Origin of the sequence: Marinitoga sp. 1138 (assembly GCF_013363265.1) — a bacterium.
Classification (GTDB): domain Bacteria; phylum Thermotogota; class Thermotogae; order Petrotogales; family Petrotogaceae; genus Marinitoga; species Marinitoga piezophila.
Genome location: NZ_LBFA01000031.1, coordinates 1 through 21833, shown reverse-complemented (window position 1 = coordinate 21833; position 21833 = coordinate 1). Strand labels below are relative to the sequence as shown.

The 21833-nt window shown below is 28.7% G+C and carries 21 protein-coding genes; 8 read left to right on the top strand and 13 right to left on the bottom strand.

Going from position 1 to position 21833, the window contains the following annotated elements:
- Positions 1-174: 174 nt before the first annotated feature.
- Positions 175-1113, bottom strand: a complete 939-nt coding sequence (locus XO11_RS10445; RefSeq protein WP_014297563.1) for a GAF domain-containing protein — start codon at positions 1111-1113, stop codon at positions 175-177.
- A 129-nt stretch (positions 1114-1242) separates the two neighbouring features.
- On the opposite strand from XO11_RS10445, the gene XO11_RS10330 reads away from it, so the two are divergent.
- On the top strand, positions 1243-2013 hold the full coding sequence (locus tag XO11_RS10330; RefSeq protein ID WP_175418610.1) for a DUF364 domain-containing protein: 771 nt from the start codon (positions 1243-1245) through the stop codon (positions 2011-2013).
- On the opposite strand, the gene XO11_RS10325 is transcribed toward XO11_RS10330, so the two are convergent.
- Positions 2005-2661, bottom strand: coding sequence for an HAD family hydrolase (locus tag XO11_RS10325; RefSeq protein ID WP_175418609.1), 657 nt, complete (start codon positions 2659-2661; stop codon positions 2005-2007). The genes XO11_RS10330 and XO11_RS10325 overlap by 9 nt on opposite strands.
- Before the next feature lie 161 nt (positions 2662-2822).
- Between XO11_RS10325 and XO11_RS10320 the strand changes: the two genes are divergently transcribed.
- Genes XO11_RS10320 through XO11_RS10310 form a run of 3 tightly spaced genes read left to right on the top strand, consistent with a single transcriptional unit; the run spans position 2823 to position 5883 of the window.
- Positions 2823-4031, top strand: a complete 1209-nt coding sequence (locus tag XO11_RS10320) for a 2,3-bisphosphoglycerate-independent phosphoglycerate mutase (RefSeq protein WP_041639183.1) — start codon at positions 2823-2825, stop codon at positions 4029-4031.
- Positions 4031-5329 (top strand): ComEC/Rec2 family competence protein, encoded by a 1299-nt coding sequence (locus tag XO11_RS10315; protein WP_014297559.1) that lies wholly within the window; start codon positions 4031-4033, stop codon positions 5327-5329. The genes XO11_RS10320 and XO11_RS10315 overlap by 1 nt, the downstream gene beginning before the upstream one ends.
- Positions 5329-5883, top strand: a complete 555-nt coding sequence (locus tag XO11_RS10310; RefSeq protein ID WP_014297558.1) for a thymidine kinase — start codon at positions 5329-5331, stop codon at positions 5881-5883. The genes XO11_RS10315 and XO11_RS10310 overlap by 1 nt, the downstream gene beginning before the upstream one ends.
- Before the next feature lie 18 nt (positions 5884-5901).
- On the opposite strand, the gene XO11_RS10305 is transcribed toward XO11_RS10310, so the two are convergent.
- From XO11_RS10305 to XO11_RS10285, 5 genes are all read right to left on the bottom strand, one after another.
- Positions 5902-6828 carry a magnesium transporter CorA family protein gene (locus XO11_RS10305; protein ID WP_014297553.1) on the bottom strand — a complete coding sequence of 309 codons (927 nt, stop codon included), beginning with the start codon at positions 6826-6828 and terminating at the stop codon, positions 5902-5904.
- Positions 6829-6969: 141 nt separating this feature from the next.
- Positions 6970-7794: a metal ABC transporter permease gene (locus XO11_RS10300; protein WP_014297552.1), complete on the bottom strand. Its 825-nt coding sequence runs from the start codon at positions 7792-7794 to the stop codon at positions 6970-6972.
- Positions 7787-8533, bottom strand: a complete 747-nt coding sequence (locus tag XO11_RS10295) for a metal ABC transporter ATP-binding protein (RefSeq protein ID WP_014297551.1) — start codon at positions 8531-8533, stop codon at positions 7787-7789. The genes XO11_RS10300 and XO11_RS10295 overlap by 8 nt, the downstream gene beginning before the upstream one ends.
- Complete coding sequence (locus tag XO11_RS10290) at positions 8530-8913, bottom strand: Fur family transcriptional regulator (RefSeq protein ID WP_014297550.1); 384 nt, start codon at positions 8911-8913, stop codon at positions 8530-8532. Before XO11_RS10290 ends, XO11_RS10295 begins: the two co-directional genes overlap by 4 nt.
- Positions 8914-8918: 5 nt before the next feature.
- Positions 8919-9749 carry a metal ABC transporter substrate-binding protein gene (locus XO11_RS10285; RefSeq protein WP_014297549.1) on the bottom strand — a complete coding sequence of 277 codons (831 nt, stop codon included), beginning with the start codon at positions 9747-9749 and terminating at the stop codon, positions 8919-8921.
- A gap of 154 nt (positions 9750-9903) precedes the next feature.
- Between XO11_RS10285 and XO11_RS10280 the strand changes: the two genes are divergently transcribed.
- The gene (locus XO11_RS10280; RefSeq protein WP_014297548.1) at positions 9904-11415 is read left to right on the top strand and encodes a YifB family Mg chelatase-like AAA ATPase; all 1512 of its coding nucleotides are present in this window, start codon (positions 9904-9906) and stop codon (positions 11413-11415) included.
- Entirely contained in the window at positions 11399-12523 is a 1125-nt protein-coding gene (locus XO11_RS10770; RefSeq protein ID WP_014297547.1) for a GNAT family N-acetyltransferase, read from the top strand. Before XO11_RS10280 ends, XO11_RS10770 begins: the two co-directional genes overlap by 17 nt.
- Before the next feature lie 22 nt (positions 12524-12545).
- Here XO11_RS10770 and XO11_RS10270 read toward each other — a convergent pair whose 3' ends face one another.
- Genes XO11_RS10270 through XO11_RS10245 form a run of 6 tightly spaced genes read right to left on the bottom strand, consistent with a single transcriptional unit; the run spans position 12546 to position 19416 of the window.
- The gene (locus XO11_RS10270) at positions 12546-13526 is read right to left on the bottom strand and encodes a LacI family DNA-binding transcriptional regulator (protein ID WP_175418608.1); all 981 of its coding nucleotides are present in this window, start codon (positions 13524-13526) and stop codon (positions 12546-12548) included.
- A 14-nt stretch (positions 13527-13540) separates the two neighbouring features.
- Positions 13541-14839 (bottom strand): mannosylglucosylglycerate synthase, encoded by a 1299-nt coding sequence (gene mggS, locus XO11_RS10265; protein WP_175418607.1) that lies wholly within the window; start codon positions 14837-14839, stop codon positions 13541-13543.
- Between the two features lie 6 nt (positions 14840-14845).
- A complete protein-coding gene (locus XO11_RS10260; RefSeq protein WP_175418606.1) occupies positions 14846-15937 on the bottom strand; it encodes an ABC transporter ATP-binding protein in 1092 nt (363 codons plus the stop codon).
- Between the two features lie 26 nt (positions 15938-15963).
- Positions 15964-17271: a carbohydrate ABC transporter permease gene (locus tag XO11_RS10255; protein WP_014297543.1), complete on the bottom strand. Its 1308-nt coding sequence runs from the start codon at positions 17269-17271 to the stop codon at positions 15964-15966.
- Positions 17272-18144 carry a carbohydrate ABC transporter permease gene (locus XO11_RS10250; RefSeq protein ID WP_175418605.1) on the bottom strand — a complete coding sequence of 291 codons (873 nt, stop codon included), beginning with the start codon at positions 18142-18144 and terminating at the stop codon, positions 17272-17274. It lies immediately after the preceding gene.
- Positions 18145-18204: 60 nt separating this feature from the next.
- Complete coding sequence (locus XO11_RS10245) at positions 18205-19416, bottom strand: ABC transporter substrate-binding protein (RefSeq protein WP_014297541.1); 1212 nt, start codon at positions 19414-19416, stop codon at positions 18205-18207.
- A gap of 220 nt (positions 19417-19636) precedes the next feature.
- Between XO11_RS10245 and XO11_RS10240 the strand changes: the two genes are divergently transcribed.
- On the top strand, positions 19637-20347 hold the full coding sequence (locus XO11_RS10240) for a hypothetical protein (protein ID WP_175418604.1): 711 nt from the start codon (positions 19637-19639) through the stop codon (positions 20345-20347).
- Between the two features lie 26 nt (positions 20348-20373).
- The gene (locus XO11_RS10235; protein ID WP_175418603.1) at positions 20374-21348 is read left to right on the top strand and encodes a dipeptidase; all 975 of its coding nucleotides are present in this window, start codon (positions 20374-20376) and stop codon (positions 21346-21348) included.
- Positions 21349-21833 lie beyond the last annotated feature (485 nt).

The window sequence follows — 21833 nt, the reverse complement described above, 5'->3', positions numbered from 1 at the left end:
AAACTTAGTGAACTTAGGAATTATCAAAAAGAAATATGCACCCCATGACAATTAGAAAAAAATCCTAAAAATTTACACTTTAATATTTTTTTACTTTCATTAAGAATTGTATCTATTAAATAAGCTTTTTTTCTCGATTTTGTGAATAGGTTAAAAAACTAAATATTAATTAAATTAAACATATTTTTTAACAAATAAATTAATAATTTCTTCTAAAAATTGGGAATCTTCAATAGTAAATGGTTCCAACTTATGACTGTCTATATCCAGCTCTCCATATACATTTCCGTTATTATCAATAATAGGAATAACTATTTCTGATTTTGTTTTTTCACTACATGAAAGATAATTTTCTGCTTTAGAAACATCCTGAACAACAAAGGTATTTTTTGTTGCAGCAGCCTGACCACAAATTCCTTCACCAAAAGGTATCTTTACATGTTCTGTTGGTTCGCCAAGATATGGACCAAGTTTTAATATATTTTTTTCATTTTTGTCAGTTAAATAAAAACCTACCCAATTATAATAATCCACATTATCATATAATACTTTTACAATTTTTTCCATAGCTTTATTAATGTCTTTTGTATCATATATAATCTTTTCTATTTGTGATAGCAATTTACCAAAAAGCGCTTTTTTAGTATCCACCGGCCTATTATTAATAAATTCTAAAATCGCCTTATCAACAGTTTCTCTAATATCTACGTTATTTAAAAAATGATAAAATGAATCAACCATAATAACAGTTCCATAGTAAGTATCGATATAATAATGAGAATTTAAACCCAACATTCCCATAATAAATACAACAAAATCACCACGTTTTAATTGATAATGTTCAGCGTTTCTCGAAAGTTTTTGAACCATTTCTTTTTTTACACTGAGAAAATTGTTCTCCCAATCCTGCTTAAATAAATCAAAATCTTTTCTTCTAATATCTTGTAATCTTTCTTTTATTTTTTCTTCGTTTAAATCTTCTTTCTTTTCATATTCACTAATTAATCTGGGATGTTTTTGTTTATATTCCTTCCATCCTTCATACCAATATATTTTATCCATATTTAATATTTTCAAAAATTCTGGTGTTAAATCTTGTAAAATACTTCTCATTTTTTCAACCTCCTTCCAGTTTATTTAATTTTACCATTTTTATCTTACAGAATTTTTGAGAAATAACATTTGATATTAAATGTTAAAAATAGTATAATAGTATCACATAAAATGGTAGGGGGGATAAAGTTGAGTATTGCAAAAAAACTTTATAACAAAGCTCTTGAAAATTTAGTAGATGATGTTATTATTGAAGATTTTATTATTGGTATTGGAGAAACAGCTGTAAAATTAAGCGATGGTAGAGTAGGTTTTGTTGCTACAAATCGCGAAGATACTTTAGGTAAATGTGAAGAATTTTACAAATGTACGGGATTAGACGGAAAACCAGAGAGTAAAGCTAATATTGGAATGAAAGCAAAAGATTTATTAGAAGTAGGATTATTTTCTGGTGATCCATTATTAAGATCTGTATCTTACGCTGCATTAAATGCTGTCTTTAATAAAAATCCAGAACGATTTGTTGGTGGAGATACTTTAGAATTAATGGAATTTAAGAAAAACGATGTTGTTGGAATGATTGGCGAAATTACGCCCTTTGTTGAAACATTAAAACCCAAAGTCTGGGATGTCCTTGTTTTTGATAGACAAAGGAGAAGTGATGAAGTACTTCCAGATTGGGCAATTATAGAGATGCTTCCAAAATGCAGCGCTGTTATTATCACTGGAACTTCAATTGTGAATGGAACTATAGATTGGATATTAAATTATGTTAACACAGATAGAGTTGCAATAGCAGGTCCATCAACTATGATGGTTGAAGATGTATTTCCTGTAAAGATTTTATCAGGTGCATATGTTGAAAATGGCGATTTATTGTTTGATCTGATAAAAAAAGGAGCAGGAACCAGAACGTTATTTAGATCTGGTGCTGCTCGCAAGGTAAATTTATTATTTTAAATATCTATCCAATTCATATAATGATTTTATAGTTTCTGAATATTCATATTGACGATTTAACCTATTTATAAGAATTGATTTTATCCCAAAATTATTGCCGCCGAGAATATCAACATTGTAATTATCTCCAACAAATATCACATCGTCTTTTGATAATCGCATTTCATTTAATGCATATTCAAATATTTTAGGATCCGGTTTATATAACTTCGTGGCATATGAGGTAATAAGATAATCAAATGGAAAAGGATTTTTGTTTAAAGTTGGAATTACAAAATCATCATCAGCATTTGAAAGTATTGCTATTTTCATGCCATTTTCTTTTAAATATTTTAAATAATCGACATCTTCGTATGGTGGCAGGTTAATAAATGTTTTATACATTTCATCTATATAATATTCTGGGGAATTTTTTAATTCAAAAACATCTATTATTTTTTCAAACATTATTTTATAATATTCCCTTTCAGGTTTAAACGGTTTTAAATGATAGTCCTTAAATATCTCTTTATATGTTTCATTAATCCTTTTCTCGATTATCTTAGATGGATAATTACATTCTTTTGAAATAATTTTAGCGATTGGTAAAAATAAGTGATTTGCATTTATAAGCGTTCCGTAGAGATCAAATATTATACCTTTTTTCATTTTAAAAACCTCCTTGTTAAATTTTCAAATTAATTATACCAGTGTATTATTATCAAAAAGATAACGTCTTTAAAATTTTACTCAAATATTATAATTGCCAAAAGAAAATATGCTATAATTTTTATGAAATCAATTATTTGTTGGGGAGGGAGTAACATATGATGGTAGATAGACAGGAATTTTTACAAAAGCTTATTACAAAAACAGATTCAAAAATAGTAATGCTTGTAATGGATGGAATAGGAGACACAGTTATTAATGGAAAAACTCCTTTACAGGCTGCAAAAACTCCAAATCTCGATAAAGTAGCAACAGAATCAGACCTTGGTCAAACAATACCTGTTTTACCAGGAATAACTCCAGGTTCAGGACCTGGACATCTTGGTATTTTCGGATATGATCCTATTAAATACCAAATTGGAAGAGGTATCCTCGAAGCACTTGGTATTAATGTTGAAGTAGGAGAAAAAGACGTTGTTGCAAGAGCTAATTTCGCAACATTAGACGGTGATATTGTTGTTGACAGAAGAGCTGGAAGACCTGCATCAGAAGAATCAGCAAGAGTAGTAAAAATCTTACAAGAACACATAAAAGAAATCGATGGTGTTAAAATCACTTTCTATCCTGGAAAAGAACATAGATTCGTTGTAAAACTAACAGGAGAAGGATTAGATGACAGAATTGAAGATGCTGACCCACAGAAGGAAGGATTGCCAATTAAATGGGCACACGCATATGATCCTGCTGCAGAAAAAACTGCAGAAATAGTTACAAAATTAATGAAGGAAATTAGAGAAGTATTAAAAGACGAACCAAAAATCAATTTTGCATTAATTAGAGGATTTTCAAAATACCCTGCAATTCCAAAATTCCCAGAAGTTTATAAAATGAGAGCAGCTGCTATTGCTGTTTACCCAATGTATAAAGGTTTAGCTAAATTGGTTGGAATGGATATTTTAGATGTTGACGGAGAAACACCTGCAGATGAATTTGAAACTTTGAAAAAACACTGGGATGAATATGACTTCTTCTATGTACATATTAAGAAAACAGATTCATACGGAGAAGACGGAAACTTTGATGCTAAGGTTCACGTAATCGAAATGGTTGATGAAGCATTACCAAAATTACTTGAATTAAATCCTGATGTTTTAGTTGTAACAGGAGACCATTCAACACCTGTAGCAATGAGCGGACACAGCTGGCATCCAGTTCCATTTATGATAAAATCACCATATACAAGAGCTGGTTTATCAAAAGCATTTGATGAATTTGAAGCAGCAAGGGGCTCTATGGGAACAATATATGCTGTTGATCTTATGGGATTGCTTCTCGGTAATGCAAGAAAATTAGAAAAATTTGGAGCATAATGCCATTTTTTGTAACACTTTTTTCAGTAGCAATTACAATAATCCTTTTAATAAAAGTAAAAATGATAACTACAGCCATAATATTTATGGCTGTAGTCTTTTTTATTAACAAATATTCCTTAAAAACTAAAGCTCTTTTTTTAATTATAATAGGATTAATCGTATTTAGGACACTTTTTATTACTAATGTTTTACCCGATAATCTTAATAACATTGACCTGGGAATTTTAGGATATATTACAGATAAAAACTATAATCAATTTAAAGTAAAAACAGAAAAAATTTTCTTTGAAAACAAATGGGTTGATTATAATAAAACATTATATTTTAACTATAATAAGTTTTCTGTTGATCCATTTGAAATTGGAAATAAAGTATATATCTATGGGAGTTACCTGAATGGAAGGTTTAATGCGGAGTATATGGCAAATTCAAATGAAGGAAGCATATACTCTATTAGAAATTATTTCAAAAAACGTATTTATAATCATTATGATTATTCAACAAATAATATTTTATTTTCCATTCTTTTTGGTGGCATAAGCCCTACATACTCTAAAATTTACAAGGAAGCTGGACTTTTGCATTTATTTGCTGTTTCTGGTTTTCACGTATATCTTCTTTATTTTGCCATATATTATATATTTTCAAAGACCTTAATTCATATACATTATAGGCGCATTTTTACTATAATAATATTGCTTTTTTATCTTGCAGCTTCAGGTTTTTCTCCTTCAGCAACAAGGGCTGTGCTTTTGCTAATTTTTGTTGAATTATCAAAAATCTTTGGCTTTAATATAGACACATTAAATCTCCTTGGAATAGTTGGAATAATAAATTTATTATATAATCCATATAGTATATTATCACCAGGATTTTTAATGAGTTACTTTGCTTCATTTTCAATATTATTTTCTCTAAAATATACTAAAAACCCGTTTATAATTACATTATCAGCATATCTTGCTGTTGCACCATGGAGTATTATATTTTTTAATGGAATTTCATTACTTGGAATCTTTTTATCGATAATTATTACACCGATAATATATGCAATAATGTTTTTTGGAGTTATAGCAATCTTATTCCCAATACCACATTTTTTAGGGATATGGATTGATTATTCATTAAAAGGATTCAATGAATTTTTGATTTTTCTAAATTCTAAAATCCCATATATTATCTTTAATGATAATTCTGCAAAATTCATTTCATATTTTATCAGTATAATAATACTGTTCTTGTTTCATATGATAAAACCCCAAATTTTCTCAAATAGATTACAGGAGGTAATATAATGTCAGGAAAATTCATTTTAATTGTAGGTCCTATGTATTCAGGAAAAACTTCAGAATTAATTTCATTTATAGAAATCTATACACTTGGAAAGAAAAAAATCAAAGTATTTAAACCTATTATAGATACAAGATATGCTTCAGAATATGTTGTTTCACATACCGGTACAAAAGTAGAAGCAATTCCTATTAAAGAATCAAAAGAAATGTATAATTATCTTGATTATGATGAAAAAGCAGTATTTGTTGATGAAGTTCAATTTTTTGATGAAGGCTTAAAGGATGTTATAAATGATTTATTAAAAAAAGGAATAAATGTTTATTGTTCTGGATTAGACCTTACATATAAAAACAACCCATTTCAGACTACAATTTTGCTTTCAGCATATGCTGATGAAATTATTAAAAAGAAGGCTGTATGTCATGAATGTGGAGAATACAACGGAACTATTTCATTTAAATTAGTTGGAAATGGTGATGAAATAGATGTTGGAGGATTTGAGAAGTATATTGCAGTATGTAGAGACTGCTATGAAAAATTAAATGCAGAGAAGTAATTCTCTGCATTTAATTTATTACATCCATTTTTTACTTTTAAATAATAAGGCTGTTAGAATCATTATTATTATAGAAGAAATAATTATATTTACATATGTTAATGGATTTTCCTGAAACGGCAACTTTACATTCATTCCATAAAAACTGGTAATAATAGTTGGTATTTGCATTAATATAGTAACAACAGTTAAGATTTTCATTACTATATTAAGGTTATTGGAAATAACAGAGGCATATGCATCCATCATTCCTGAAAGAATGTTACTATATATATTTGTAACTTCTATAGCCTGTCTGTTTTCAATTAATGTATCTTCAAGCAAATCTTCATCATCTTCATATAATTCCAGAATTTTACCTTTTAACAGTTTTTCCATCATTATTTCATTCGATCTCAAAGAAGTAGTGAAGTACACTAAACTTTTCTCAAGATACATCAGTGTTTCTAATTCGTTGTTTTTCATAGATCTGTGTAGTTCTTCCTCAATTAAATCTATAGTTTTATTTATTTCTTTTAGATAATCCAAAAATAGTTTTGCATTTTTAAAGAATATCTGAAAAATCATTCTGCTTTTTTTGTGTGGATTTAATAAATGTGTTTCTATCATTTTTTCAATAAATGCAATTTCCTGTTTCATTGCAAGCAATGTATAATTTTTTCCAATTATTATGCCTAAAGAAACAGTTTTATATGGTATTTTATCGTCTTCTTCATTTTTCATTGGAACTTTTAAGATAAGCAATATTGTATCTTCATCTATTTCAATACGTGCTCTTTCATCTTCGTCCATTGAATCGGTAATAAAATCAGGATCAAAGTTCAAAAGGCTGGATAACATGTGTATTTCATCCTGTGAAGGATTTACTACCTTAATTAATGCATCTTGAGAAAAGCTTTTTGCCTCCACTAATTTGTGCTCAATTCTTTTGTAAAATTTTACCATTTTTATCTCCTCCTTTTTTTATTTTGTTATGGCGGTCTAGATAAAGGATCTTCGCTACAACTAAGATAATCCATAAAATTCACCCCTTTCGATTTTTAAATTGAAATACATTTAATTATAACATATTTTCTTACTAAAAAACTATTTCTTTTGTATTATAATCCTTTCTGTTAATTTCTTCAATAAATAACTGATTACAAAAATGGTGAATAATGTTACAACTATTGATGGTCCTGGCGGAATATTCAAATAATATGCAATTACTATCCCAAAAAATCCAGAGAATATTCCGATTATAGAAGAAATAATTAACATCTGGTTTAGTGTTTTAGCAAAAAGTTTGGCAATTACGCCAGGTGTTATAAGCAATGAAGTCACAAGGATTATCCCTATAATTTTAACGGTAGTAACAACTACAATTGATACTGTTATTAAAAATATATAACCAATTAAGTCAATAGGCACTCCATATATCTTGGCAATCCTCGGATTAAACGCATAATATTTAAGTTCTTTATTAAACAATATTACAAGGGATAAAATCAATATAGCCACAACGGATAAAATAATTACATCTTTCTGGGTTACCATTAATATGTCTCCAAATAGATAACTGGTAATTTCAGGTGTATATCCTGGTTTTAAATATAAGAATATAACTCCCAATGCCATTGAAAATGAAAGAAGCATACCAATTACACTATTTTCATTTATTTTTCCTTTTTTACCAATAAAAAATATAGTCGTTCCAAAAAGAAGTGCTACAATTATATTCATAATATCAATATTAAATCCAATTAAAATAGCTAAAGCAATTCCTCCAAAGGCTGTATGAGCAGCACCTTCGCCTATAAACTCCATTTTTTTCAAAACAATATAATTCGATAATAATGATGCACTAAAACCTGCCAAAACTGCAGATAAAATTGCATATACCATAAAATCATAACTGAATAATTCAATCATTTTTGCTCACCACTTTCAACGGCTGATTAATATGTACAAGTATTTCCATCTCTTCAGCGTATATATTCTTTAAATCATCAGCAGTTACATCAATTGCATTCTTATGACAATGTAAGGTTCTATTTAAACACATAACTTTATTTGTCTTTTTTACAACCATTGAAATATCATGACTCACAAGTATTATCGTTAAGCCGAGTTCATCATTTAATCGTTCAAGAATATCATAAATCATATTTTGTCCTTTTTTATCTACTCCTGCTTCTGGTTCATCAAGTATTAATATATCTGGATCGCTTACCAGTGCTCTTGCAAGAGATACTTTTTGATATTCACCACCAGATAACTTTCCAACATTTCTATCAAAAAGATACTCTATATTTAACTTTTTCATGGTTTCTCTAACCTTTTCAATATCGCTTTTTTTGTATCTTTTTAATAATCCAACGCTTTTGTACATTCCCATTAATACAACTTCATATGCCTTTATTGGAAAAGTCCTATCAAATTCATCTTTTTGGGGAACATATCCAATTTTTCCATTAATCTCTACTTTACCCTGATAATTTTCAATTTCTCCAATTAAAATTTTTATGAGTGTAGATTTTCCTGCACCATTAGGACCTATAATTCCAACAAAATCTTTTTTATATATATCAAAGGTAATGAATTTTAGTATCTCATTATCTTCAACAGAATAATTAAGGTTATTAACGCTTATAACCTTTTCCTTTTTCATTGCTTACCCTCCCCCTCATGCTGGCAATTAGAACATATGCCTTCAAAATAAAGAATATGATCTGTGATTTTAAATTTCAGTATTTCTTCAATATATTTACTGTATTCTTTTTCAAAACACATATCAAGTTTTTCAAACTTTTTGCATTTTATGCAGTAAATATAGTGAATATGACCATTTGGACGATAATAATAGGTTATTTTATCGGAAAATACTATGGACTTTAAAATATGATTTTTTTCAAAAAAATTAAGGTTTCTATATATTGTTGAAAGATCATATTTTTTGTTGAGTAAATTATATATTTCTTCTGCATTTAATGGATAATCTATATTTTCATATAATTTAAGTATATCTTTTCTGGGTTTTGTTAGTTTCATAAAAATCACCTAATAGTATTTAAGATATTTAAAAAGTTAATAAGATATAACTCATCTATGCTATTAAAGGAATTTCCCAAAGGATCGAGCATTCCTAAGTTTACTTTAAGTGTCCTGGCAACTTTTTCTGCAATTTTTTGATTTAATTGCGGTTCAGAAAAAACACCTTTTATATTGTTTTTTCTCGCAGAATCGTATAATTTTTTCATATCTGCAATCGATGGCTCTACACCTGGTGATTTTTCAATAACTCCAGCTATTTTTATATTATAATGTCTTGCAAAATATGGAAATGAATTATGGAATGTAATAATACTTCCGTTTATTTCAGAGGATTTAATCTTCAAGTATTCATCCATTAATTCTAATTTTTTTATAAGTTTTTTAGAATTTTCGGAATATAATTCCTTTTTTTCAGGATTTAACAAAATGAGTTTATTGGTAATCTCTGGAATTATATATTTATACATTAATTCTGGATCTAACCATATATGAGGGTTACTACCTATAATCATATCCTCTGGAATAACCTCACCAGCAAAAATATAGCTGATATTCTTCTTTTTGATATTAGTTATAACTTTATTTAAGAACACTTCTGAATTAAGTCCGTTAAAAATTACAAGATCACTTTTATATATCTTTATTAAATCCTTCGAGGAAACAGAATAAGTATGGGGACTTTTACCTGCTGGTACAATGATGTTAATTTGATCCTCATTGGATACAATATCTTTCAAAACAAGATAATATGGATATATTGAAACGGAAATATTTAAAGAATATCCTAAAACACCAATAATTAAAATAACTGCCAAAAATAGGCTTTTTTTCATTACTACACCACCTCCATATTTTGTAATTGCAAACCATTTGCAATTATACATTGAAAATGTTAAGCAAATATAAAAATAGAAGAACTTAATATATAGCAATTGTGAATATCTGGTATAATAATAGAGGCTATTATTTTTAAAAAGGAGGTAAGGGATGAAGTATTCAAGAGTTAAAAGTGCTTTTGTAAGCGGTTTTGAAGTAAAAACTATACTTGTAGAAGTGGATATTAACTCTCGTTCAACACAACAGGTTTTTAAAATAGTTGGAATGCCAAATACTGCCATTCTTGAAAGTCAAAAAAGAGTTTTTAGTGCTATTAGAAATTCCGGTTTTAATTTTCCAAATGGAAACGTAACAGTAAATCTGGCACCAAGTAATTTAAAAAAACAGGGAACGCATTTTGATTTACCTATTTCTGTTGGAATATTATTAGCCTCTAAACAAATTAATTTTGATATAGATGATTATTATATTTTTGGTGAAATCGGATTAAATGGGGAAATAAGAGGAATACCCGGAATTACTTTATTGTTACTTGAATTAGCTCAAAAAGAAAAAAACGCTAAATTCATCATCCCTAAAGAGAATGAAGAGGAAGCTTTATTTTTAGAGGAAAACAATGAAGTTTATGTTATATCTCATTTATCTGAAATAATCTATATTTTCGATAATGAAAAAAAAGAAAAATATAAGGCTGCACCTGGGGAAAAATTTTATGAAGAAAATGAAGAACAAATTGATTTTTCTGATATTAAAGGGCAATATTTTGCCAAAAGGGCTGCTGAAATTGCTGCAGCGGGATTTCACAACCTTTTAATGAAAGGAAGCCCAGGATCCGGAAAAACAATGATTGCAAGAAGAATCCCAACTATACTTCCAGAAATGACACGAGAAGAAATAATTGAATCAACAAAAATATATTCTATATATGGTTATCTCAATAAGATTATCAGGAAACGTCCATTTAGAGCGCCTCATCATTCGGCATCAACAGCCTCAATTATTGGTGGCGGTTCTGATTCCAAACCTGGTGAAATAAGTTTGGCACATAATGGTGTTTTGTTTTTAGATGAATTTCCAGAATTTAGAACAGATGTTATAGAAGCTTTAAGACAACCACTTGAAGATGGCATTGTCACTATCTCTCGTGCAAAGGTTGTCGCAACATATCCAGCGAAGTTTATGCTTGTCGCTGCCCAAAATCCATGCCCTTGTGGTTATTATGGCGATCCTGAACATGAATGTACATGTTCTATAAATCAAATAATAAATTATAATAGAAAGATTTCAGGACCAATTTCAGATAGAATTGACATAAAAATCACTGTTCCTCGTGTAAAAATAGACGAATTATTAAATGACTTTTCAGAAGAATCATCTGAAGCTATTAAAGAACGAGTAGAACGTGCAAGCAAAATCCAGATAAAGAGGCAAAACAAATTAAATGGAAAACTTACACAAAAAGAAGTTAAGAAATATATAAAACTTGATGAAAAAGCTGAAGAATTTTTAAAAGAAGGTGCAAAAGCCTTTAAAATGACTGGCAGAGGAATAAATAGAGTTTTAAAGGTTTCAAGAACTATAGCTGATTTAAATGATTCAAAATATGTAACTGTTGAACATGTATCAGAGGCATTTCAATATAGAGGTGAGGAAAATTTATAGAAATGATTATGGTGATTTTTTCTTCCATGTAAAGGATAATACAGAAATAATAAATATTTTAGAAAATACTATTAATATCCCTAAAAGAAATATCTACTTCTTTTCAGAAGTAAAAAATGACACATTGTATATTAACAATATTGGTAAATTTTCTGTTTTCAAAATGAAAAATAAATATGTTCAAGGTAATACACAGACATTCCTCGATTTTATTATTGAAAATGAAATAATATATTCTATTCTGAAATTACTTAAAAAAATAAATATTCCATTTACAGTATGGGATCTTATAAACTTTTATAAAAGCGGTTATACTTTTAGATTTTTAGGAAATGAAAATGAAATCCTGGCATTTTATATTGTAAAAAATAACAAAGTCGAATTAATGGAATTCTCAGTATATAATCCGTCTCTTATTCTTCAGGCTTTAAATGATATAAAAAATTATACAGCAGATGAATATCTTATAAGCTTATATCCTTCACAGGAAAAACTAAAAAATGCCTTAAAAAAATATGGTGCTATTTTACAAAAGGAATATTATGTTTTTGTAAAAGGTAATCATGGAATTCATATTGATTATCCAAATAAAAATGACTCAAAGAATTTATTGGATTTTTTCAACACAATATTTGAAAATTCTGAAACACTTTTAACAACAGCTGATGAATTTGATCTTTCGGAAAAAGAAATAAAAACCTTAATTGATTTTTCAAATAAAAATTTTGGATTTAGAACATTAATTGCAAGATATAATGAAAATATTATAGCTAATTGTGATATTCAATGGAATTTAAAAAGAAGAAGAATTCAAAAAACGGCAAAACTGGGAGTTTCTGTTTTAGAGCGGTTTAGGGGTATTGGAATTGGCAGATTATTAATAAAAAATCATATTACGTGGTGTTTGGAAAATCCAAAAATACACAGACTTGAATTGGAGGTTTTTTCCAACAATCCAAAAGCATATGAGTTATATAAAAAACTTGGTTTTATAGAAGAGGGAAAACGAAGAGAAGCAGTTTACATAAAAAATAAATATTATGATATTATTATGATGGGAATAATTACAGAACCTAAAAATATTTTTTTAGAAAATAAAAGGGGATAACCTTCTCAGTTATCCCTTTTTATTATCCACTTTTTCTTCTTATAAACTTAGTATAAACGGAAATTCGCGTAGGATGAATATTTTCATTTAACATTAATTCATATAACCTTTTAAATGCTATACTTCCCATCTCCTGTTTAAATACCTTTACTGTTGTAAGAGGGGGATTAAACTTTTTAGCCATAGGAATATCATCAAATCCTATTATTTTAACTTTATCTGGAATCCCTATTTTATATTTTTTTAATTCACTTATTATCCTCATTGCAGTTATATCATTAGAAGCAAAAATAGCTTCTGGTATTTTACCTTTTATGATTTTTTGTATTACAACATCAATATTATTTTTTACGTCATCATATTCATAACATTGACTTTTAAGTTTCGCGTTTTTCATCGCATCAATATATCCATCATGTCTTCGTTTAAAACTATAAGATTTTAATGGCCCATGAATGTGTATAATATCTTTATATCCTTTATTAATCAAATAATTCACAGCACAGAAAGCGCCATTATAATTATCTGAAAGTACGCTATCTATTTCTTCACCTGTAATATAATGGTCCAATAACACGATAGGTTTTTCTGTATCCTTAAATTTTTTCAATATTTCCTTCGTTACATCAAGACCAACAAGAATAAAGCCATCAAATTTTTCTTCTAAATCATTTTCCAACCATAATTCTTTTACAATTGCTCCATGCATCATTGCCAATGCTTTTATTTCTCTAACAATTATTCCATAAAATTGTCCCCCAAGCTCATCATTTTCATCTCTCAATAGTTGCATTCTTTTTCCAAGTCCTAATCCTATTTTAAATCTTTTTTTGCTTTTTGCCAGAGCCTTCGCAGAAAATTTTGGTTTAAAATTCAATTTTTCTATAGCATATAATACTTTTGCACGAGTTTCTTCACTAACATTAGCAGTATTATTTAATACCCTTGAAACTGTTGCCGTAGAAACACCGGCTAATTTGGCAACATCGTCAATAGTTGCCATATTTTTTGCCCCCCTCATTTAAGTAAATTACGAATAATATTTTCTAACGTATCAAAACTAAAATATTTTTTCCCTACTTCAAAGTTTCTTTCTATTATACCATAATATTTCTCTTTGTTAAATAGAATTTCTATTAATTCATCTGCTGCTTTTTCTAAAATCTCTCTATTTACTGTCACAAAACCATCAATCATTTCATATTCATTTCCAAGATTAATATATTCAAGCCCTGAATTTTTAATATCGCTTAAAAATATTTCATATTCAAAGAGAACAACAGGTTTTTTGGCAACAATTGCTTCTAACAACTGATTCCCCCAACCTTCAAGAATTGAAGGATATGTAATTATATCAGAAATATTGTACAAATCCCAAAAGCTCCATATTCCTTTTTCAACTGCATTATACATATCAAGAATCTTTACATTAAGCTCTTTTGCCTTTTTCTTCAATTCGTCAAAATATACATCATCTTCACACATTCCTGAAAATGCAAGAAGTATTTCACCATTAAACCTTTCTCCATTATACAAAATTTCACCTTTTTTATCTTTAACCTTTTTATTGAACACTTCAATTAAATCTATTGCCAATTCAATTGCTTTTCTTCTTGTTACACGAGTTGCTTGCAAAAAGATAATGCTATTCTTTGGAATATCATAATATTCCCTAATTTTTTTATTCAATCCCTCTATAATAAATGATTTTTCTTCAAAATCCATCACATTAGGAACTACAGTTGCTTCAACATTTTTTCTCTTTTTTAATTCTTCTTTTGCAATTGAATTAATTACCATATGTTTGATATTTTTTCCAACGGGAGGGCAATAATATTCCAACAATTTTTCAATTTTTTTAGAGGTTGAATTGAGAAAATACTCTCTTTCCCACCAGAAATCATGATGGTGAGCTATAAATAATTTTTCAGGATGTAAATCTGCATATCTTTTTAAAGCAATTGCTGTTGGAAGGAATGCTCCTAAAGACCATATATTATTTGGAAAAATAACATCATATTTTTCAAGTCCTTTTTCAAAATTTTTTAATAACTTATCACTTTCTAATTCTATAGCTTTTACTAGTTCATCTTCTGTAAAATCTTCTAATTTCTCAAATGCATTTTTATTTATAATTCTATATAATTTATTTTCAAAACCTATATCTTCAATGTAATTATCAACACCTTCCTTTTTATTGCCAGCCACAATATCGGCATTATGCCCAAGTTTTTCCAATACCTTTTTCCATTTATCCATCTCTAAAGATACTCCATCCATTAATCCACCACGATAATGCAATAATGCCATATTCATTTTTTTTCACTCCCTTATTCTCTTTTCTGTTTCTATATCAAATAACATTACCCTTTCTTCATCAAATGAAATATGTATAGTTTCACCAGAACTATATTTTGGGAACGATGGTGAAACAATTTTTATTATTTGCTCTCCAATTTCAATCGCTATAATTTGATGGGAACCTTGTGGTTCCACAACAAGTATATCCCTGCTAAATATAGCCTCATCTTTTGAAACTATTTTAAAACTTTCTGGTCTTATTCCAAGAATAATTTCATCTTTATTATAATTTTTTAGTAATTGCTTAATTTTATCTGACAAACTAAATTTTAATTCTTCATTATAGAAAACTATTTTATCCCCTTCATTTTTGATATTCATTTTAAAGAAATTTGTAGGTGGAGTTCCTATAAATCCTGCCACAAAAACATTTTCACTATCAAAATAAACTTCATCAGGTGTTCCAACCTGTTCTATATTACCATCTTTCATAATAACTATTCTGTCTGCCATTGAAAGAGCTTCTGATTGGTCATGAGTAACGAATATTGTTGTTGCACCGGTTTTATTATGTATAGCCTTTAATTCTGTTCTCATCTTTATTCTGAGCTTAGCATCTAAATTTGATAATGGTTCATCCATAAGGAATATCTTTGGTTTTACCGCCAATGCTCTGGCAAGAGCAACTCTTTGTCTTTGTCCTCCAGAAAGTTGTCTGGGATATCTTTTTAAATATTCCTGTATTTTCACCATTTCTGAAACTTCCTGAACTATATTATCTATCTCCTTTTCAGGCAACTTTCTTAATTTTAAAGGAAAAGCTATATTCTCATATACGGTCATATGAGGCCATACAGCATAACTCTGAAAAACCATACTTACTTCTCGTTTTCTTGGTTCTAAATAAGTTACATCATTATTATCAATTAAAATTGTTCCTTCTGTAACTTCTTCAAGACCTGCTATCATTCTTAAAGTGGTTGTTTTTCCACAACCTGAGGGACCTAAAAATACTATAAATTCACCGTTATCTACTTTTAAACTAATATCTTTTGCACCCCATACACTCTTTCCATAACGTTTTGATAAATTTATAAGTTCAAGTGTAGCCATATTAATCTCTCCTTATATTTAAGATTTTAAACTCTAACGCCACCCCACATTTGAAGTATATATCTTCTTATTATTAAGGTGAATATTATAGCTGGTAATGCTAATGAAACACCTCCTGCAGCACTTAAGTTTATCAATCCCTTAGCTCCTACAAGAGTTTGATAAACAACAACTGGAAATGTAGGGTTAAATTGTGTAAGAACTATAGCCTGTGCAGTTTCTGCCCAACTTCCTATAAAAGCATACATAGCGCTTGCGGCTAATCCAGGTAATGCCAGAGGCAGAGTTACTTTCATAAATGCACCAAATCTCGTAGTACCAAAAATCATAGCTGCTTCTTCCAACTCAACAGATATACCCATAAATATACTTGCGGTAATCCATATTGTCATTCCAATTTGACCAACCGAATATACGAGAGACAATCCAATAGGTTTATCATAAAACCCCATATTTATCAATATAATTACCATCGGCATTGCTATTGAAATACCTGGAAACATTCTAACAAACAATACGCTTAATTTAAGCCAATTTTTACCTTTAAATGTATATCTTGCAAAAGCATATCCTGCCATTCCACCAATAATTAAAGAAATAAAAACCGTTAAAAATGCAACTTCTATACTTCTCAGTAATGCTGGTAATGCATCACTTGTAACTCTAAAAAAGGTCACATAATTATCAAAAAGTTTTTTGGGCACACTAAAATGAACCGTAGCTATTTGATCGTATTTTTCTTCTATTTTAGACAATTCTGATTCTATTTCATTTATTCTAGTATTTTTATTATTTATCTCTTCCTTTATCTGAGATATTAAATCTTCCATACCTCCAATTTTTTCTGCCATCGATATTTTATCCATTAATCTTCCAACATCTACATTCAATTGATTTAATTCCCGTTCTAACAACTTCCTTTGTTGAACAAGACTATCTATTTCACTTTTATTTTTCTCTATAATTTCATTTAATTTAACTATTTGAGCATCAAACTTTTCTTTTTTTATTTCACTATTTGTTTTTCTTCTTATAAACGTTTTTATATCTTCAAACTTACTTTCTTCAATAATTGTAATATATCTTTTTTTTGCCGGACTATATACGCTAATAAGCAATTTATCAGGATTATCCCATGAACGTTCTATTCTAAAATGATTATAAAATGATGGAACCAGTCTTGTTGGCCAATCATAAGCTTCCTGATCTGACATAAGAGAAATAGTAACAAGAAAATAAATTGGAGTAAGTATTACAAGAATTATTCCCGCTACAACAATATAAAATAATGTTGAATAAAGAATTTTTTTATACGTGTATTTAGAGGATTTCATTTAGGATTCCTCCTTTTCAAAGGCACCGGAAACCTTCAAATATATTATTGAAACTATAGAAACTATAACCGAAACTATTACAGAATATGCAAGTGCTACTCTATAAAAACCAAGAATTTGTTCTTTATAAAATACAACCTCTTCCAATAATACTGGTATTCTTCTGTATCCATATATCATAACAACTATCAACCATACCTGAATAGCTGAAATTATTCTCAAAATTAATGCTGTTTGAATACTCGGTTTTAACATGGGAATTGTAATTTTTCTCAAAACAGTAAACTTTGTCCCGCCGAATATATATCCTGCTTCTATTGAATCCTTCGGTATCCCTTGAAGTCCTGCTAATAAAATAACCATCATAAAAGGAATAACCTGCCATGCATCAATTAATATTATTAACATAAGTGATTGAAAATCATTCCCTGCAAGAAATACAATTTTTTGATTTGCATCTATTATACCAAGATGATAAAGAATACTATTCATCCAACCATATGACGCAAATCCACTTGACCACATAGCTCCAACTGCAACAGCAGGTAAAGCCATAGGAATTAAAGCAATAGATAAAAGCACCTGCGAACCTCTAAATTTTTTATTTATTATTAATGCAAGCATTAATGCGATTACAAATTCTAAAGTAACTGACACTATTACAAAAAATGATGTGTTAAAAACTGCCTGTTTAAAATATGGATCTTTAAATATAGTAATATAATTATTCAAAGTAAATATATTATTTTCATCAAAAAAACTATATATAATAGCGGTTATAACCGGTCTTACCCAGAAGATTAAATAATATATAATTGTTGGAGCAATTAAAATGTAAGGTATCCATCTTTTTTCAAGTCTTTGTGTACTCAAAGGTATCACTCCTTTACTAAAGGGGCGTCCCGAGAACGCCCCATCATCAATAAATAATATTTATTTTCTCATTGCATCAATCTTAAATTGATATAATTCCATTAAATCAGGCTCAAACTTTTTATCTTCAAGAATCATCTTTTTGAATAAATCATCATATACTAATTTTACCTGTCCCCAGTCTTTCCAGATAGGTGCAATGTATGATAATACACCTGTATTCATAACTGTTACAGCATTCTTGATAATTTCATCCTGTGCATCATTCCCAAGATATTTTATAGCTTCGTCAACTGGAGGTATAAATCCACCTGTACCTTTACTTGCTTTAAGCATTATATCTGGTCTTGTCATATATTCTAAGAATTTCAAAGCAAGATTAAAGTGTTTTGTTCCTTTTACAATTGCAAATCCGCTTGTACCTGCTACAGAACCTCTTCCTGCTGGTCCTTTTGGTGCAGGTGCAACTATAAACTGTGTAGGATTGCTGTTATATACCTCTCCAACCCTTGCACAATGTGCAACTGTCATCCATGTTTCTCCTCTTTTCATTGGAGGTCTTGTATCATCATATGTTTTTATTGCAGGTGAAAATGCATCTTTCATCTTATAAATAAGATACCATGCTGCCATTGAACCTGGATTGTCTAAATTTGGCCAGTCTGCGCCATAAGATAATGCAATAGCACCAATTTGATAAATCAATGATTTCATAGGAACACCAGTAACAGCAAATTTTCCTTCACCTTCTGCTTTTGCTACAAGATTAGCCCATTCTGCAAGTTGTTCCCATGTCATATTGTTAATATCAATATTCTCTGGTTTGTACTTTAATGCTTTTTTATTAATAAGTGTAAGATATACATCAGCTCCTACAGGTAAGAAATACCTTCTTCCATTAAACATGGTCATTGAATCAAAACCTTTAGAAAATGTTCTATCTGTCCATTTTTCAACATAAGGAGTTAAATCATATACATATCCTTTATCTACCATTTTAGGCATGTTTGAAGCATATAATATTATTACATCTGTAGTTACCTTATTTGTTCTAACCTGAACATCTACTTGATCCATTATACTTTGATCGTCCATTGTCTGGAATTTAACCTTACAATTATACATATCTTCAAATGGTTTAATAATCTCGTTAATAATAAACTCCTTTTCTGTAGGTGGAGTCCATAATCTTGAAGATACTACTAATGTTTCAATAGCAAAAGAAAAAACAACAATTGAAATAATCAAAGATACCAAAATAATCTTCTTCATGTCTAACCCTCCCCTAAAATTTTTAGGCATAAATGCCCACCATATAAAATAATATCACTTTTATGTAAGCGGTTACAAATACCAAAAATAATGATTATATACAATTACAGTTGATAATCCATCTTAAATATTAATTATTCATATAATATTCATATTATCGTGTATAAGGTTTAATGGTTAAATATGATAATATTTAATTAGAGAGAATGGAGGCGATTTTATGGAATATAATGATTATATAAACGAGCTTAATAAGATAAAAAAAGATTCTATAAATGGTTTAAACAAAGATTGGAAAGTATTAGAAAGCGTTTATTTAAAAGTAAATGAAAATGGTGAATATAAAAAGTTTATAGGAAATACAGTTGTTATTCCATTGAATAATGAAGACAAAAAAAAGGTTCAAATTATTCAAAAATTATTATACAGCGAATTAAATGGAATATTGGCTAATGAACTACCTGAGGAAACCTTTCATTTAACCATTCATGATTTGTGTAATTATTTTACTGCTGATAATCTGGAAAAATGCATGAAAAATTCTGAAAATACGATAAAGGAAGTCTTCCGAGAATTAAAGGAGATATATGGAAATACAACAATAACATTAAATTCCAATGGATTATTCAATGGTGGAGCTGCAATAGGAATACAATTTTATCCAAAGGATTTCCCAGATTTTAATGCACTCATAAATATGTACAATATTTTTGAAAAGGTATTACCTTTGAAAAAAATACTCATTCCTCATGTTACTCTTGGCTATTATTTGCCCAAAGAATATACCTATGATGAAATTCAAACAATTAAAAAAGTTTTAAATGACATTGAGTTTTCATTTGAAATTACACTCAGTTTAAATGCCTTAACTTTCCAGAGATTTGAAAATATGATAAAATATATTGATCTCTTTTCATTAAAAGATATTTAATAATTTTTATACAGGGGGATTTGTATATGAATACAGACAATTATCTCATTATCGATGCACATTTTGATTTACTTACATATGTAACTGAAAAAAGGAAAGAAGGAAAAAACAAGGTAATAATGAATAGATTTTATGATGATTTTAAAAAAGGAAAGGTTAATATTATAGTGTCTTCATTATTTATTTCAGAAAAATACATTCCAGAAATGGCATTGAGAAACGCTTTAGACCAAATAGCATCTTTACATTATGAAATTGAGGAATCTGAAGGAAAAATAATGCTATGCAGAAATATGAACGATATTCAATACGCAATTGATAATCAAAAGATTGGAATATTACTTTCATTTGAAGGATTAGATCCCATTGGAAATGATTTATATTTATTAAAAGTGTTCTATGAATTAGGAGTAAGATTTGCTGGTTTAGTCTGGAGCCGAAGAAATTACGTTGCAGATGGTGCTTTCTTCTCAGAGGTAGAAACTGGCACAGAAGGCGGATTAAGCAGTTTTGGAGTTAAAACTGTGAGAGAGGCTGAGCGATTAGGCATGTTAATTGATGTAAGTCATTTAAACGATAGAGGTTTTTGGGATGTAATTAAATTTACTACAAAACCTATTATTGCATCACACTCCAATGTCAGAAAACTTTTTAATTCAAAAAGAAATTTAACAGATGAACAAATAAAGGCTATTGCAAATAACGGTGGAGTAATTGGAATAAATGCAAATGGTATGTTTGTAACAGATAATAACTCTGAAAATAATATTAATGGCTTAATTAAGCATATAGATTACATTGCAAACCTTGTAGGAGTAGAACATGTGGGATTTGGTTTTGATTTATGTGATATGTTTAGAGATGAGCAAGTAGATTCTTTAAACACTCATAAAGAAATACCTGTATTAATTGAGAAATTAAAAGAACATGGATATACTGAAACTGAAATAAAGAAAATAACAGGTGAGAATTTCTTACGTGTATATAAATCTATTTTATAAACTATTCTAAAAGGAGTGATAAAAATTAATTTAAAGCAAATATCCTTACTCTCCGGTATTTTGTTGATATTATTTTCAGTTTTGATTTTGGTAAAAGTGTTATTAAGTCCAACAAATGGAGGAGGACTTTATCTGAGTTTAATGATAGCTTTTACCTTTCTCGGAATAGCTTCTTCATTAATATATTATTATATAAAAAAAGAAAAATAGATTTTTTCGCCTTTTTTAAGCTAAAAATATTTAAATTTAAGATTTTTACGAATGTTTATTTAAATCTTAACAACTAACCAAATGAGGCAAAAGCCTCATTTGGTTAAATACATCCCCATCACAATTAATACTTCCATACACTTCTTTCTGGTTTCGTATAGCCCCCTCAATACTTTGGTTCATATTTCCTGAAGAATCTATATCCTATTGTGAATATTAACATTGTGATTGCCATTGGTATTATTATTCTCCACAATCCCACGTATATTACAAAC

Excerpts from the sequence above, each read along its gene's own strand:
- XO11_RS10445 (WP_014297563.1), bottom strand. The coding sequence starts at position 1,113 with ATGAGAAGTATTTTACAAGATTTAACACCAGAATTTTTGAAAATATTA.
- XO11_RS10325 (WP_175418609.1), bottom strand. The coding sequence starts at position 2,661 with ATGAAAAAAGGTATAATATTTGATCTCTACGGAACGCTTATAAATGCA.
- XO11_RS10320 (WP_041639183.1), top strand. The coding sequence starts at position 2,823 with ATGGTAGATAGACAGGAATTTTTACAAAAGCTTATTACAAAAACAGAT.
- XO11_RS10315 (WP_014297559.1), top strand. The coding sequence starts at position 4,031 with ATGCCATTTTTTGTAACACTTTTTTCAGTAGCAATTACAATAATCCTT.
- XO11_RS10310 (WP_014297558.1), top strand. The coding sequence starts at position 5,329 with ATGTCAGGAAAATTCATTTTAATTGTAGGTCCTATGTATTCAGGAAAA.
- XO11_RS10305 (WP_014297553.1), bottom strand. The coding sequence starts at position 6,828 with ATGGTAAAATTTTACAAAAGAATTGAGCACAAATTAGTGGAGGCAAAA.
- XO11_RS10300 (WP_014297552.1), bottom strand. The coding sequence starts at position 7,794 with ATGATTGAATTATTCAGTTATGATTTTATGGTATATGCAATTTTATCT.
- XO11_RS10295 (WP_014297551.1), bottom strand. The coding sequence starts at position 8,533 with ATGAAAAAGGAAAAGGTTATAAGCGTTAATAACCTTAATTATTCTGTT.
- XO11_RS10290 (WP_014297550.1), bottom strand. The coding sequence starts at position 8,913 with ATGAAACTAACAAAACCCAGAAAAGATATACTTAAATTATATGAAAAT.
- XO11_RS10285 (WP_014297549.1), bottom strand. The coding sequence starts at position 9,749 with ATGAAAAAAAGCCTATTTTTGGCAGTTATTTTAATTATTGGTGTTTTA.
- XO11_RS10280 (WP_014297548.1), top strand. The coding sequence starts at position 9,904 with ATGAAGTATTCAAGAGTTAAAAGTGCTTTTGTAAGCGGTTTTGAAGTA.
- XO11_RS10270 (WP_175418608.1), bottom strand. The coding sequence starts at position 13,526 with ATGGCAACTATTGACGATGTTGCCAAATTAGCCGGTGTTTCTACGGCA.
- mggS (WP_175418607.1), bottom strand. The coding sequence starts at position 14,839 with ATGAATATGGCATTATTGCATTATCGTGGTGGATTAATGGATGGAGTA.
- XO11_RS10260 (WP_175418606.1), bottom strand. The coding sequence starts at position 15,937 with ATGGCTACACTTGAACTTATAAATTTATCAAAACGTTATGGAAAGAGT.
- XO11_RS10255 (WP_014297543.1), bottom strand. The coding sequence starts at position 17,271 with ATGAAATCCTCTAAATACACGTATAAAAAAATTCTTTATTCAACATTA.
- XO11_RS10245 (WP_014297541.1), bottom strand. The coding sequence starts at position 19,416 with ATGAAGAAGATTATTTTGGTATCTTTGATTATTTCAATTGTTGTTTTT.
- XO11_RS10240 (WP_175418604.1), top strand. The coding sequence starts at position 19,637 with ATGGAATATAATGATTATATAAACGAGCTTAATAAGATAAAAAAAGAT.
- XO11_RS10235 (WP_175418603.1), top strand. The coding sequence starts at position 20,374 with ATGAATACAGACAATTATCTCATTATCGATGCACATTTTGATTTACTT.